Annotated in this window: 15 protein-coding genes; 9 read left to right on the forward strand and 6 right to left on the reverse strand. The window is 60.4% G+C overall.

The features are described 5' to 3' along the window. Positions 1 to 152 precede the first annotated feature (152 nt). From ccmA to ccmI, 9 genes are read left to right on the forward strand one after another with little or no spacing between them, the layout of a single operon-like run. A complete protein-coding gene (gene ccmA, locus OZ656_RS07985; RefSeq protein WP_278351319.1) occupies positions 153 to 791 on the forward strand; it encodes a cytochrome c biogenesis heme-transporting ATPase CcmA in 639 nt (212 codons plus the stop codon). Next, entirely contained in the window at positions 781 to 1,506 is a 726-nt protein-coding gene (ccmB, locus tag OZ656_RS07990; RefSeq protein WP_011785433.1) for a heme exporter protein CcmB, read from the forward strand. Before ccmA ends, ccmB begins: the two co-directional genes overlap by 11 nt. A 58-nt stretch (positions 1,507 to 1,564) precedes the next feature. Next, a complete protein-coding gene (locus OZ656_RS07995) occupies positions 1,565 to 2,308 on the forward strand; it encodes a heme ABC transporter permease (protein WP_273029826.1) in 744 nt (247 codons plus the stop codon). Positions 2,309 to 2,311: 3 nt separating this feature from the next. Then, complete coding sequence (gene ccmD / locus OZ656_RS08000) at positions 2,312 to 2,545, forward strand: heme exporter protein CcmD (protein ID WP_278351320.1); 234 nt, start codon at positions 2,312 to 2,314, stop codon at positions 2,543 to 2,545. Between the two features lie 14 nt (positions 2,546 to 2,559). After that, positions 2,560 to 3,039 (forward strand): cytochrome c maturation protein CcmE, encoded by a 480-nt coding sequence (gene ccmE / locus OZ656_RS08005; RefSeq protein WP_278351321.1) that lies wholly within the window; start codon positions 2,560 to 2,562, stop codon positions 3,037 to 3,039. Positions 3,040 to 3,073: 34 nt separating this feature from the next. After that, a complete protein-coding gene (locus tag OZ656_RS08010; RefSeq protein WP_278351322.1) occupies positions 3,074 to 5,071 on the forward strand; it encodes a heme lyase CcmF/NrfE family subunit in 1,998 nt (665 codons plus the stop codon). Further along, on the forward strand, positions 5,068 to 5,604 hold the full coding sequence (locus OZ656_RS08015) for a DsbE family thiol:disulfide interchange protein (protein ID WP_278351323.1): 537 nt from the start codon (positions 5,068 to 5,070) through the stop codon (positions 5,602 to 5,604). Before OZ656_RS08010 ends, OZ656_RS08015 begins: the two co-directional genes overlap by 4 nt. Continuing rightward, a complete protein-coding gene (locus OZ656_RS08020) occupies positions 5,604 to 6,086 on the forward strand; it encodes a cytochrome c-type biogenesis protein (RefSeq protein WP_278351324.1) in 483 nt (160 codons plus the stop codon). Before OZ656_RS08015 ends, OZ656_RS08020 begins: the two co-directional genes overlap by 1 nt. A 33-nt stretch (positions 6,087 to 6,119) precedes the next feature. Beyond that, positions 6,120 to 7,394 carry a c-type cytochrome biogenesis protein CcmI gene (gene ccmI, locus OZ656_RS08025; protein ID WP_278351325.1) on the forward strand — a complete coding sequence of 425 codons (1,275 nt, stop codon included), beginning with the start codon at positions 6,120 to 6,122 and terminating at the stop codon, positions 7,392 to 7,394. 45 nt (positions 7,395 to 7,439) lie between these two features. Here ccmI and OZ656_RS08030 read toward each other — a convergent pair whose 3' ends face one another. From OZ656_RS08030 to OZ656_RS08055, 6 genes are read right to left on the reverse strand one after another with little or no spacing between them, the layout of a single operon-like run. Then, positions 7,440 to 9,182: a BatD family protein gene (locus tag OZ656_RS08030; RefSeq protein WP_278351326.1), complete on the reverse strand. Its 1,743-nt coding sequence runs from the start codon at positions 9,180 to 9,182 to the stop codon at positions 7,440 to 7,442. Next, on the reverse strand, positions 9,176 to 11,008 hold the full coding sequence (locus OZ656_RS08035) for a VWA domain-containing protein (protein ID WP_278351327.1): 1,833 nt from the start codon (positions 11,006 to 11,008) through the stop codon (positions 9,176 to 9,178). The genes OZ656_RS08030 and OZ656_RS08035 overlap by 7 nt, the downstream gene beginning before the upstream one ends. After that, positions 11,001 to 12,020: a VWA domain-containing protein gene (locus OZ656_RS08040; RefSeq protein ID WP_278351328.1), complete on the reverse strand. Its 1,020-nt coding sequence runs from the start codon at positions 12,018 to 12,020 to the stop codon at positions 11,001 to 11,003. Before OZ656_RS08040 ends, OZ656_RS08035 begins: the two co-directional genes overlap by 8 nt. Continuing rightward, entirely contained in the window at positions 12,017 to 12,484 is a 468-nt protein-coding gene (locus OZ656_RS08045) for a DUF4381 domain-containing protein (protein WP_278351329.1), read from the reverse strand. Before OZ656_RS08045 ends, OZ656_RS08040 begins: the two co-directional genes overlap by 4 nt. After that, positions 12,481 to 13,419 carry a DUF58 domain-containing protein gene (locus tag OZ656_RS08050; RefSeq protein ID WP_278351330.1) on the reverse strand — a complete coding sequence of 313 codons (939 nt, stop codon included), beginning with the start codon at positions 13,417 to 13,419 and terminating at the stop codon, positions 12,481 to 12,483. The genes OZ656_RS08045 and OZ656_RS08050 overlap by 4 nt, the downstream gene beginning before the upstream one ends. Before the next feature lie 31 nt (positions 13,420 to 13,450). Further along, on the reverse strand, positions 13,451 to 14,413 hold the full coding sequence (locus tag OZ656_RS08055; RefSeq protein WP_222447887.1) for a MoxR family ATPase: 963 nt from the start codon (positions 14,411 to 14,413) through the stop codon (positions 13,451 to 13,453). Between the last annotated feature and the right edge of the window lie 27 nt (positions 14,414 to 14,440).

Consider the following 14,440-nt stretch of genomic DNA (forward strand, 5'->3'; position numbering starts at 1 on the left):
ATTTGATGTCGGGCAAGAGTAATATGCTGGCGCTTTCGTTATAATACGCCGCGCTGGCAGTGATTGCCCTGATTTCATGTTGGCACCTGTGTGTCCTTCATTACATGCACCTGATGCCTGCTGCGCATCCATCGCTCTGAAACGGAGCCCTGATGTCCGAGCCGTTACTACAGGCGATAGATCTTGAGTGTGAACGGGACGAGCGCCTGTTGTTCCAGAATCTGTCCTTTTCCATACTGCCCGGTACGGTTACCCGTGTCGAGGGCCCCAACGGTACCGGCAAAACAACATTACTTCGAATTCTTGCTGGCCTGAACGATGCCTGGTCAGGACAATTGCTGTGGTGCGGCGAGCCCAGGGCCCGGCAACGCGAGTCCTTCCTTCGGAATACCCTTTACATCGGCCATCGCCCGGGCATCAAACCATTGCTTACACCGGTCGAGAACCTGAAAGCTCTGATGGCCGGACGTCGGGAGGTGAGCGAAGAGGTGCTGGTTCAGGCACTGGCGGGTACCGGGCTGGCAGGGTTTGAAAACGTACCATGCAGGAATCTGTCCGCCGGGCAGCAACGTCGTGTGGCGCTGGCCAGGTTACTGATTGCCGACGAGCCACTCTGGCTGCTGGACGAAGTCTTTACCGCGATTGATGCAGACGGTGTCCGTGCCATTGAGTCTCTGCTACAGCAACGCGCCGCGGAAGGTGGTGCGGTGCTGGTAACAACCCACCATGAACTCCAGTTGCCGGGTATGAAACGCATCACTCTGGGCGCCGGAGGTGTGCATGAATGCTGATCGGCGGCCGGCACTGAAGCCGGTGTCTGAATCGGTTGGCCCGATAGCCGCCATGGCGGCAGTATTTGCCAGGGATGTCCGGGTGGCTTTCCGGCAGCGGCAGGATCTGCTGAACCCGTTGCTGTTTTTCATCATGGTAGTAACCCTTTTTCCCCTGGGAGTCAGCCCGGAAGTGGCATTTCTGAAACAGTCCGGAGCCGGTATCCTTTGGGTAGCGGCTTTGCTGTCGGTGTTGCTGTCGCTGGACCATCTGTTTCGTCACGATTTTGACGATGGGACCCTGGAGCAGCTGGTACTGCAGCCTCAGCCTCTGTTCCTGCTGGTGCTGGCCAAAACAGCCGCACACTGGGTGTTGACGGGCCTGCCACTGGTGCTGTTAGCGCCGGTTTTAGGCGTTATGGTGCACCTGGACGGGAACTCTATTGCAATTCTGTGTCTAACGCTCCTGATCGGCACCCCGGTACTGAGCATGATCGGAGCTATTGGCGCAGCTTTGACCCTGGGATTGCGCTCGGCAGGCGTGCTCTTGTCACTGCTGATCATTCCGCTGTACATTCCCGTGCTGATTTTTGGTACCGGCACGGTAGCGGCGGCAGCTGAAGGCGCGCCGGTTGGCGGATACCTGGCTCTGATGGGCGCGTTTCTGGTTCTGGCGGTAACCCTGTCGCCTTTCGCCTCGGCAGCGGCCCTGAGAATCAGTCTTTCGAACAGCTGATCGGTTCTTTGGGGCCGGCAACCAACCAAACGATAACAGTGAAGATGGTGACCAACTGATGTGGCAATTCTTTCACAAACTGGGTTCTCCCAAATGGTTCTTCGGGATTGCAACCCGGTTTATGCCGTGGTTGCTGGCGGCCGGTATTCTTCTGCTCCTTGCTGGCCTGGTCTGGGGCCTGGCGTTTGCTCCCAAGGACTATCTGCAGGGCAACAGTTACCGCATCATTTTTATCCACGTTCCCACTGCTTTTCTCGCCCAATCCATCTACATCATGATGGCGTCTGCCGCCGTGGTTACGCTGGTCTGGCGCATGAAGCTGGCGGATGTCTTCGTGAAGGCCGTGGCGCCGGTTGGCCTGGTGTTTACTTTTCTGTCGCTATTTACCGGTGCCGTCTGGGGTAAGCCTACCTGGGGGACTTGGTGGGTGTGGGATGCCCGGCTGACTTCCATGCTTATTCTGCTGTTCCTCTATGGCGGTGCCATCGCCCTGGACCGGGCCATCAATGACGAAAAATCCGCTGCCAGGGCGGTAGCGGTGCTGGTGCTGGTGGGGGTGGTAAATATCCCGATTATCAAATACTCCGTGGAGTGGTGGAATACACTGCACCAGCCGGCCACGTTCAAACTCACCGAAAAGCCCTCTATGCCCGTTGAGATGTGGGTTCCGCTGCTGCTTTCGGTGCTCGGGTTATACCTGTTGTTTGGCTGGCTGGCGTGTCTGCGCATGAAAACCGAAATTGTCATGCGGGAGCAAAAAACCCGCTGGGTGAAAGAGCTGGTGATGGCGGGGAGAGGCTGACCGATGGCGTTTGATTCTTTTTCAGCATTTATCGCAATGGAAGGCCATGGTCCCTATGTCTGGGCCTGTTATGCCGTGTTCGCCCTTCTGCTGGTGGGGCTGATGGTCTGGTCGTCCCGGCATCATCAGGCGGTTATGGCCAGCTGCAAACGCCGCTACCAGCAGCAGGAAAACAGCACCAGTGCCCGGCCAAAACAGGCCGCTACGTTCGCCCGTGTCGAAGTTTCCCAGGAATAAACAGCAGGTAATCCATGCATCCGATCCGAAAAAAACGACTGACGATTGTGCTCTTTCTGGTGGCCGGTATTGCCATTGCGGTAGGCCTGACCACCTATGCCCTCAGGCAGAATATCAACCTGTTTTACGATCCTACGGAAATTGCAGCGGGTAACGCGCCGGTTGACGTCCGCATCCGCGCCGGTGGCATGGTTGAAGAGGGCAGTGTGGCAAGGGATACCGACAGCCTGAAGGTGAACTTCCGGGTGACCGACTATGCGGCGTCGGTGCCGGTACAGTACGAGGGCATACTGCCTGATCTGTTCGCCGAAGGGCAGGGCGTGGTCGCCATGGGGCGGCTGAATGAACACGGCGTGTTCGTGGCCGATCAGGTTCTGGCCAAGCACGATGAGAACTATATGCCACCGGAAGTGGCCGAGGCGCTGGAGCGCTCTTCCAAGGGGCAGTACAAGTCTGCGGATGTGGAAAAAGCCGCGGAAACCACGGCGTACTGAGCGCTCAATTCATTTCTGACGTTGGAGAAACCCGATGTATCCGGAACTCGGACAGCTTGCACTGATTCTCTCGTTGCTGCTGGCAGTACTTCTTTCCGTGGTGCCGCTTGCGGGCGCTCTGACCGGGCGTGACAGCCTGCAGGCATTTGCCCGGCCACTGGCGTCCGGCATGTTTGTGTTCACCGCCCTGGCGTTTGCGATCCTGACCCACGCCTTTCTGGTGGATGACTTCTCGGTGGCTTATGTGGCTAATAACAGCAACAGCATGTTGCCCTGGTACTACAAGTTCAGCGCGGTCTGGGGCGGGCATGAGGGCTCGTTGCTCTTGTGGATACTGATGCTCATAGGCTGGACGCTGGCCGTTGCCATCTTCAGCCGTAAACTGCCTTCGGTGATGGTCTCCCAGGTGTTGTCGGTTCTGGGTATGGTCTCCGTTGGCTTCCTTCTGTTCATCATCCTGACCTCCAACCCCTTTGACCGTCTGTTGCCGAACGTACCGGCAGATGGGCAGGATCTGAATCCGCTGTTGCAGGACATCGGCCTGATCATGCACCCGCCCATGCTTTATATGGGGTATGTTGGTTTTTCGGTGGCCTTCGCCTTTGCCATTGCCGCCCTGATCAATGGCCGGCTGGATGCGGCCTGGGCTCGCTGGTCGCGCCCCTGGACCACGGTTGCCTGGTCCTTCCTGACCCTGGGTATTGCCCTGGGCAGCTGGTGGGCCTACTACGAGCTTGGCTGGGGTGGCTGGTGGTTCTGGGACCCGGTTGAGAACGCTTCCCTGTTGCCCTGGCTCTCGGGTACCGCCTTGATGCACTCGCTGGCGGTAACGGAAAAACGAGGGGTCTTCAAAAGCTGGACGGTGTTGCTGGCTATTGTCACTTTTGCACTGAGTCTGCTGGGTGCCTTCCTGGTGCGTTCCGGTGTGCTCACCTCCGTCCATGCCTTCGCGTCGGATCCGGAGCGGGGCAGTTTCCTGCTGGCGTTGCTGGGCATTACCATTCTGGCCAGCCTGACACTGTACGCCTTCCGGGCGCCGGTAGTGCATGTCCGCTCCCGTTATGGCTCCTTGTCCCGGGAAATCTTCCTGCTCCTGAACAATGTCTTGCTGGTATCTGCCACGATGCTGGTAGCCATCGGCACACTTTACCCGCTGGTGCTGGATTATCTGGACCTTGGCAAGCTGTCTATTGGTGAGCCGTTCTTCAATACCACCTTCAGCCCGCTCGCGGTGGCAACCGGCCTGCTGCTGGGCGCGGGGATTTTCTCGCGCTGGAAGAAGACGGACGGCGGCTGGCTGGCCCGCAAGCTGTTGTGGCCGCTGGCCGTCAGTCTGATAGCCAGCGCGGCGGTGATGATCGGCTACGGCGGGTTTGCGCCCTGGGCCTTCCTGGGTGTGTTTGCGGCCATGTGGGTAACGGTGGCCACCGCATGGGACCTCTGGGATAAATCCGCCTCCCGCAAAGGGCGCTGGCATGGCCTGAAGCGCCAGTCCCGCAGTTACTGGGGCATGGTTCTCGGGCATCTGGGGCTTGCCATGGTAATGGCCGGCGCGACGGTAGTTTCCAACTACGGGGTCGAGCGTGATGTGCGCATGCAACCGGGTGACCGCGCCATGGTGGGGGATTATGAGATTGTCTTCACAGACATTGGTGAGCGTCGCGGCCCCAACTTTACCGCCCAGTACGGCAGCTTCAATGTTTACCTGGATGGGGAACTCGTGACCGACCTCCATCCGGAAAAGCGGCAATATCCGGTCGGCATGAGTGTGATGACCGAAGCGGACATTGATGCCGGCCTGTTCCGGGATGTATTTGTGGCCATCGGCGAGCGTATAAGTGACGATGCCTGGGCTATCCGCCTGCAATACAAACCGCTGGTGCGCTGGTTGTGGCTCGGTTCCCTGGTGATGGCCATCGGTGGTTTCCTGGCGATTGCCGACAAGCGATACCGTATTCGTGTGCGCGATGAGGAAGCCGTGAAAAGCGGCGAGCCGGCAGCGCCGGGCAAAGTGGCGGAGGCGTCCTCATGAAGCGGGTATTGCTGTTCCTGCCGCTGGTAATTGCCGTCGGCGTGGGGGTATTCCTGTTTGCCGGCCTGGGCAAGGACCCCACCAAACTGGAATCCGTTCTGGTCGGCAAGCCCGTTCCCGAATTCAGCCTGGAGTCTCTGGACAATCCGGAGGTTCAGTTGGATCCCTCAGTTTTCCAGGGCGAAGTATCCTTGTTGAATGTATGGGCCGAGTGGTGCCCCTCCTGCTGGGACGAACACGAATACCTGATGTATCTGGCCCGGGAACAGGGCGTTCGCATTGTGGGTTTGAACTACAAGGATCAGCGGGAAAATGCTTTCCGCTTCCTGAACCGGCTGGGTAATCCCTACGAGACCATTATCTTCGACCCGAAGGGAACCCTGGGTTTTGACCTGGGCGTTTACGGCGCCCCGGAAACCTTTGTTATCGACGCGGATGGTGTGGTGCGCTATCGCCACGTAGGTGTAGTGAATCAGAAAGTCTGGGATGAAGTGCTGCTGCCCGTTATTGCCCAGGCCAGGGGGAACAGCTGATGCGTTTGTTGCCTGCTTTCTTAGCCGTATTGATGATGCTCTCGGGGCCGGCAATTGCCGAGGTGTCAGAAGTCTATGACTTTGATACCCGGGCTGAAGAACAGCGTTATCAGCAACTGATCTCTGAATTGCGCTGCCCCAAGTGTCAGAACCAGAACATCGCCGATTCCAATGCGCCCATTTCCAAGGATATGCGGGATGAGGTCTACCGTATGATGCAGGACGGTGCCTCCAACGATCAGATCGTCGGTGCCCTGGTGGATCGTTTTGGCGAGTTTGTTCAGTACAAGCCACCGGTGGATAACCGCACCATCCTGCTCTGGGCCTTTCCGGCGATTGCCACCATTGGCGGTTTTCTGATTGTGGCCGGTGTGGTGTGGCGTGCCCGCAGACGTGAAGACGAACCGCCCCTGAGTGCGGAAGACCGCGCCCGGGCAGAGCAAATTCTGGCCAGTCAAAGTGACAAGGCTGATCGCCGATAACTCCCATTCATTTCGAGACGTGACGATATTTCCATGACCGATACCTTCTGGATTGCCGGGACCGTACTCATTCTGGTGGCCCTGGCCTTTGTGCTTTATCCAGTCTTTTTCCATAAACCCCGGGCCCGCCTGGAGGCGGATCTGCGTAATCAGAACCTGCTGGCCTATCGCACCCGGCTCAAAGAGCTGGAGGACGAGCACGAGGCCGGCATACTGGATGGCGAGAGTTACAAGCAGCTGAAGGAAGAGCTGGCCGGTGCCATGCTTGATGATGTGCCGGAGGAGCCCGTTACCCAACGGCGGGTGCCCGGGCGCCGTAGCGCCATGGTTGTCGCCTTGTTGGCGATCCTGGCATTGCCGGTAGGCACCTATTTCGGCTATGCGGAATGGGGTTCCATGGATCAGGTGGAACAGTTCCTTGCGATGCAGGAGATGGATGCCGCTCAGGGGGATCAGACGGCCCGTATGGCGGAACTGGCGGACCAGCTGCGCCAGCGGCTTGAGGAAAGTCCGGACAACGCCGATGGCTGGGCAATGCTGGGGCAGACCTACATGCGTCTTGAGCGCTATGAGCAAGCGGCCGAAGCCTATCGCCGTCTGGCCGATGTGGTATCTGAGGACCGAAACGCCAGCGCGGTGGCCCTGGGGCTGGCTGCCCAGGCCAACTATTTTGCCAGTGAAGGCGAGATGACCCCGGCGGTGATCGATGCCATTGCGGCTGCCCGGGCCCTGAACCCGGACGAGGTCAATGCACTGGGGCTGATGGGCATCAATGCCTTCGGCCAGCAAAACTACCGGGAAGCCATTGAATACTGGCAGCGTATTACCGAGGTGGCACCGGACCATCCGCAGATCGGGGCCATCCGTGGCGGTATCGAGGAGGCCTACAAGCGCCTGGGTGAAACCCCGCCGGGCCAGGTTGCATCCGAGCCTCAGCAGGCTGCTGGTCCGGGCGTATCTTTACGGGTATCGCTGGACGAAGGTTTGCGCCAGCAAGTGGCTGACAATACCGTGTTGTTCATCTTTGCCCGGCCGGCGTCTGCGGCGGGCGGTGCGCCGGTTGCGGTTGCCAGAATGACGGCCGGTGATCTGCCGGCAGAGATCCGCCTGGATGATCGTTATGCCATGTCCCCTGAATCTGCGATTTCTGGCCAGGAAGATGTGGTGGTGGTCGCCCGCTTGAGTCGCTCCGGAAGTGTTAATCCGCAGCCCGGTGACTGGGAGGGCCGGGTTGAGGCAGAGGTGCTGCCCCCGGCGGAAGCGGAACCACCTGTTGAATTGGTGATTAACCAGGAATTGACCAACTGAATTTGAAAAGCCCGTCACCTCGACGGGCTTTTTTCTGGACCGGAATCAGCGCGAGAGGGAGGCGGGATACAGTGGCGGCAGGTCTGGCGATGGCGCTTCGTTGCCCTGACCGGTGTTCCGGCGCAGGCTTTCCAGCTCCCGTTGCAGTTGCTGTCTCGCATTCTCAACGTGGGTACGGTGCTGGCCCGAATACAGTCCCGCCTGAAAACGATCAAAGGCAATTTTCAGCGAGCTGTCCTCCGTCAGCTTGAACAGATCTGAAACGGAATCAAACGAGTGCTGTGGGAAACGGAGCCGGGCCCAGCGCAGCAACAGCGTTGACGTCTCCCCGGAGCCTCGTCTGACAGCCGCCAGTAGTGCTTCAAACGCCTGACGTTCGTTCTTGATGCTGTCATCTTCCGCCTCATTGTGGCCGGACGCTGGGGTTTGGCGAGCCCGCCACCAGAGCGCAAGGGTCAGCAGCCAAAGCGCCGCAAACAGAACCGTACCCCAGAGCCAGAAAGTGTTGCCGGAGGTTTCCGAACCAGGGGCTGTATCCGGGGTTACCGGTGAATCCGTGGGCGCCGTTGAATCGCCCGTTGTCTGCGCGGGCGGTGCGGCGGTGGCATGGTCGCCGGTTATCCGGAAACGACGCTCCGGCAACACGGCCTCCTCCAGCTGGTCGGTCTCGGTGTTCCACCAGGGTATACGAACCGCGGGCAGGGTGGTTTCACCTGCCTGGACAGGCACCAGGGCGGTCACCTGTTGCAGCGTGGCGCGAAGCCCCTCCGGAGTGGTTTCGGTATTGCGCAGGGGCTGTTCCGGGTAGCTGCGGATGGCATCCGGTACCTCTTGGGCGATCGGCGGCAAGGCCTCAGCGGGCAATCCCCGCGCCTGTAGGGTCACTTTCCGGCTGAGATTGCTGCCGACGGCGAGTTCCTGGGTAGAGGGCAGGCCTTCGTCGCTCAGGGTCAGACTTCGTGCTGGTAACCAGGGCTGATTGTCCGGATATCCGGCAGGTACGGGTTTGACCGGAACGTCATAGAGTTGCTGCCGGTCACGAAGGAAGCGCAACTGGCCCGAGGCATCCCTGGCCTGGCCCTCAAACCGGATAGGCTCCAGGCTGAGAGTGCCTGGTGTTTGGGGAAAGATGGCGTAACGCCGCTCAACCACCCGATACCGGATTCCGTCGCGATAGCGGGTAAACTCACGCTGTTTGCCCAGTGACTCGATGATGGCGTCCGGGTGCTCAGGCTCCGACAGCTCTCCCCGGATCAGGTTGCCGGAGAAGAACAACTGTATGGTCAGTACCAGCTGTTCCTGAACGTACACTTCCGCCTTGTCTGCGGACAGCTCGATAAAGCTGTCACGGCTGGCCGCCGGTTGATCCGGCGGGGTGCCGGAAATAACCTCGATGTCGACCGGGTCGGAAACGGAATCCTTGAACGTCAGTTCGGGAATCGTCAGTGTCCCGGTGCGTGCAGGGGCGAGCTGATAGGTCCAGGTAATCTCGCCTACCATCTCGTTGTTGACGGTTTGCACGCTGTAGCGCTGGTTGCGGGCCAGAATTTCGAAATCCGGCTCCACCTTTTCGATATCTGGCGAAGGCAACTGTGACAGATCGAAGCTGAACAAATTGCTCAGATTGATGTCGATTTTCATGGAGCCCTTAACGGTCAGGGTCAGTACCTCACCTTCGTAGAGCTGGGTTCGGTCCGGTTCCACCAGCAGTCTGTCGGCAGCATGGCTGGCGGCGGACAGGAGCAGTAGCAGGAGTGTCGCGGCAAGGGAGAGAACGCGCGTTACCATGGTGTGTCGCCCTCATCGGGTGTTGTCTGTCGTTGTTGGTGCTGTTGCAGGAACTTGCGCTGCAGCAATCCGCCGGGGTTATCCGGTATGCGGCGCAGCCACTGTTCCTGGCCCTGGCTCAGAGGTTGTTCTGATATTTCGGCCGGCGCACTGGCAGGATTCTGCCCCTCTCCGGAAGGCCCATCCGGGTCTGCCTGGGCATTTGCCTGCTGCTCCTGTGTGCCATCCTCCGGTTGTGGCTCTCCGGCGTTATCCTGTGAATTTTCGCCGTTCTCGGAGGGCTGCTGTTGCTCTCCAGGGCGGGGATTCTGATTCTCGCCATTGTTGTTTGCGGAATCCTGTCCGGCGCTGTCCTGGCTGTCATTGCCCTGGCCTCCGGAGCCATTCTGCTGTCCGGGATTCTGATCGTTGCTTTCCTGGTTGTTGTCGCCTTCTCCCTCGCCCTGGGACTTCTGTTGCTGGTTCAGGAGTTGCTCTACTAGTTGCTGGTTGAAGCGCGCATCTTCGAAATCCGGCTGTTGTTCCAGTGCCTGTTGATAGGCGTCTATGGCTTCTTCCAGTTGGCCGGCCCGGGCCAGGGCGTTGCCCCGGTTGTAGTCACCAACGGCACCGGGTTGATTGGCAAAGGCTTCCGCGGCGTCGCTGTACTGGCCATCACGATAGAGTGCTGAGCCGCGCCAACCCGGCTGCTCCAGAATGGTGGCCGCCCTGGCCGGATCCTGCTGAATGAGGTCCGGGCCACGCTGGTCTTCGCGCTGCCACAGGCTGCCCCAGTCCAGGGCCTGAACCGGGCGCGGTGCGCCTGCCAGCGGAATCAGCGCAAAGGCGAGAATGGCAAAGGCTCCCCGGCGCCAGCCCAGAATCAGTAACGGCAGGGCCAGCCAGAGCAGCCAGTAACCGTCATCCTGCCAGCGATTAACGGTCATGCCATCCTGTTCACTCTGCCATTCATCGGTTTGCGATGGCTCCAGCGCCAGGGCGCGAATATCACGGTCATCCAGAGTCAGTTCGTGACTGGTTCCGCCGTTGTTGCTGGCCAGCTGCGCCATGGTGTCCGGCTCGGCACGGCTGATGACAATTCTGCCGTTGTCCCGAATGAATCCACGCTTTGCCAGAGGGATGGGGCCGCCTTCACGGGTACCCACTACCAAAGTGTTCAGAGGGTAGGGGGTATCTGCCAGCTGCTGGCGGATTGCACTGTGTTGCCGTTCCGGCACCGCCTCGGAGATCAGCAGGATGCGACCCTGGCCCGGTGCGCCCTGATCCAGCAGGTCGACCGCCTGGCGGACCGCCAGATCGGCGCGGTTGCCCTGGGCAGGCATGATGGTGGGGTCCAGCACACTGAGCATGGCCTCAATGGTGCGGGTGTCACCAGTGAGTGGCGTTACCGTGTGGGCGTCGCCGGAGTAGACCACCAGGGCAGTCAAACCGCCTTTGCGCTGGTCGAGAATGTCACGAACCTTGCGCTTGGCCAGGGTCAGCCTGTCCGGTTCTACGTCGGTGGCCAGCATCGACAGGGACAGATCCAGCAGAATGACCAGGCTGTCCTGGGTCTGTTTCAGGGGTGTGGGCGCCTGTCGCCAGCTTGGCCCGGCGAGGGCGATCGCCAGCAAAACCAACGCCAGACTCAGGGGCAACAGGGGTGAGCGGGTGGTGCCAGTGCTCTCGTTGGCCCGGGAACGAATCAAGGGCTGTAACAGGTGAGCGGGGATGTATCGGGCCCATCCGGTCTCACCCTGGCGAAGTTGATGTCGGGCCAGAAACAGGACCGGAACCGCCAGTAATAGCATTAACCACAAGGGGCGCAGAAAATGGAAGTCAGCCATGGCCAGCCTCCGTGGCGGTGTTTTGCTGATAACGGTTGGATGCCAGTCGCACGGCAATCAGTAGCAGCCAGAGGCCGGCGGCCATGCCGGCAGGCCAGGCGTAGAGTTCTGTCACCGGCCGGTAGAACTGGCCATCCTGTTCTATCGGTTCGAGCTGATTGATGCTGTCGTAGATCATTTCCAGCTCTGGCAGGCTTCGGGCCCGGAAATACCGGCCACCGGTCTGTTCTGCCATTCGCGTGAGCAGTTCTTCATCCAGATCCCTTGAAGGATTGACCCGCCTTGAACCCAGTAGCCCGCGCTGGATCATCGTATCGGCGCCGATGCCGATGGTGTAAAGCCGCACGCCAGCGGCCTGGGCAATTTCCGTGGCCTTGTCCGGGCTGACCTGGCCGGCGGTATTGGCGCCGTCTGTCAGCAGGATCACCACTCGCTGTTCCTGGGGGCGTTCGCGCAGACGTTTCACCGATAACCCGATGGCGTCCCCGATGGCGGTGGCCCGGCCTGCCATACCCAGGCCCGCCTCGAACAGCAGGGTCCGTACCGTTTCCCGGTCGAAGGTCAGTGGCGCCTGAACGTAGGGTTCGGTGCCGAACAGAATGAGCCCCAGCCGGTCGCCTTCGCGCTGGTCAATGAAGTCATCCAGCACCCGTTTCACCGCCTGCAAGCGGTTGATACTGCGGCCCTGAAGCACCATGTCCTGTTCGTCCATGCTGGGAGAAATATCGACCACCAGCATCAGATCCCGGCCGGTCACCGGCATCTGGATCTCCTCCCCTACATGCTGGGGGCGGGCCAGGGCCACCACCAGGCACAGCCAGCCCAGCAATAACAACAGCTGGCGCCAGAGCGGCGTTGAGCGCCCCCGGGGGCTTACGCCCGGCATCCCGGACAACCAGTGCCCGACCGGAATGACCGGGGCATCCACCGGTTCGCTCTGCTGCTTGCGGTTGGCAAGCAGCAGCGGCAGTAATGCCAGTAACAGCACCCACGGGTAAGCCAGACTGATCATGACTGGGCCTCCAGCCAGGTTCTGGCGAACGCCATTGCCTGTTCAGTCTGCGCGAGGGGCCGGGGTTGCCAGGTGCTTTTAACCATGGCCTCGACCACGGGCCGGGAGGCGATGCGGTCTTTCGGCGCGGTTTCCAGGAGGAAGTTGATCCATTGCTGCCCGGTCATGGCCTCGGGATGCTTTTCCGGATGGCTCTGTCGTGCCGCACGTTTGAGCAGGGCATTGAGCGCTGCGAACCATTCCGGCGTCGGCCGGGCCTTGCTTTCAAGCTGTTGCAGTTCGGTCCGGGCGCTGCGTTTCCAGCGGTGCTTCTGACGCTGACGGTGCCACAGCCAGGCAAGTGCCAGTGCGCCGACAATAACCAGTATCGCCAGCAGCCACCAGCCTGGAGCCGGCGGCCACCAACCACCGGTAGCTGGCAACTGGATATCACGAAGTTGTGCCAGGGGATCCTGAGGGTTCATCCGATGCGACCTCCCGGGCCCAGCAGCAGGCGCAGGGCCGTGGCCGGATCCTCGACCGTCGACAGAGTTGCGGAAAACACGCCGGATGCCCGAAGGCAGTCTGCCAGACGTTGCTCATGGGTCTCGATCTTTTGTTGCCAGGCCTGCTGGAAGCGAGGGTTTGAAGCGTCGAACCAGATCGGGCCGTCCGGGCCAGCAACGGCAAACCGGCCGGATGAAGGCAGGGCCTTTTCCAGCGGATCCTGAATCCGTATGGCGCTGACCGAGTTGTGCCGGCTCATGGCGCCCAGCAGGGTGGTGGTCTGCTCGGTGATATTCATGAAGTCACTGATGATAAACACGCGGGAACCAGTGTGTGTGACCCGGCGGGCTTCTGCCAGTGCCGTATCCAGCCCATGGCTGGCGTTCGTTGCGGGGGTTGGCGGTGTTTTGCCCTGATGCTGGTGGTTGGCCAGATGATCCAGCAGGCGCAGGACGGACTTTCGGCGCCGGGCGGGCCGGAGTACGGCCAGATCCCGGTCATTGAACACCAGACCGCCCACCTGGTCACCCGCCCAGAGTGCCAGCCAGGCCAGCAGAGCCGCAACCTGGGCACTTCGGACCTGTTTGTAGGCGCCGGCACTGGCAAAGAACAGGGTCGGCCCGAGATCCACAATCAACAATACAGGCCGCTCCCGCTCTTCCTCATACAGCTTGGTGTGCGGTGCCTGGCGCCTGGCTGTTACCCGCCAGTCTATGCTGCGAATGTCGTCACCGGGCTGGTACTGTCGCACTTCAGAAAACGTCATCCCGCGCCCTTTCTGTCGGGACTGGCGTAGCCCGGCCTGGCGAGACCGGACCGGTTTTACCGACGGCAGCTTCAGAGCTCGTGCATCTGCCTGCAGGCGCACCAGCTCCGGCAGGGTAATGAACGTGGCTGGGCTGGAATCTGCCATGACGTTGTTATGGTCTCCTGTCAGCAACACCTCAGGCGGCAACCGGAACCCGGTCGATCAGCCGCTGCAGCACGGAATCGGCGGTCATGCCTTCGGCCTCGGCCTCAAAGGTCAACAGAATCCGGTGGCGCAGTACATCGTAAGCCATGGTCTGGACATCGTCCGGTGTTACGTAATCCCGGCCATCGAGCCACGCCAGCGCCCGGGCGCAACGGTCCAGGGCGATAGTGCCGCGGGGGCTGGCGCCGAAGGCGGTCCAGCGCGCCAGTTCAGGATCCAGGGCTGCGGCATCGCGGGTGGCCAGAATCAGCGCCAGCAGGTACTGCTCGACAGGTTCCGCCATGTAAATATCCGAGACCGCCTGCCGGGCGGCCATCACCTGTTCCTGGGTTAGACGAATGTCTACGTTCGGGATTCCCTGACGGTAGTCACTGCGCGCAAGGTGCAGAATCTCACGCTCAGCATCGGCAGAGGGATAGTCGATCACCACATGCATGAGGAAGCGATCAAGCTGGGCTTCCGGCAGCGGGTAGGTGCCTTCCTGTTCAATCGGATTCTGGGTGGCCATCACCATGAACAGTTTGGGCAGGGGAAAGGTTCTCATGCCAACGCTGATCTGGCGTTCGCCCATGGCTTCGAGCAGGGCCGACTGGACTTTCGCCGGTGCGCGGTTGATTTCATCGGCCAGCACCAGGTTATGGAATATGGGGCCGCGCTGGAATTCAAAAGTGCCGGTTTCAGCGCGGTAGATTTCGCTGCCGGTGACATCGGACGGCAGCAGATCCGGAGTGAACTGAATGCGATGAAAGTCGCCCTCCAGATGGTCGGCAAGTGCTTTCACCGCGGTGGTTTTGGCCAGCCCCGGCGCGCCCTCAACCAGTAGGTGGCCATCGGCCAGCAGGGCAATCAGAAGCCGGTCGACCAGTTTGTCCTGACCGATAATGCGCTTGGCCAGTTGAGCTCTGAGATCACCGAACGTTTGCTGTAACGACATGAAAATGACTGCTCTTGATTGATGAAA

The organism is Marinobacter sp. LM1 (assembly GCF_042763285.1).
GTDB classification, from domain to species: Bacteria; Pseudomonadota; Gammaproteobacteria; order Pseudomonadales; family Oleiphilaceae; genus Marinobacter; species Marinobacter nauticus.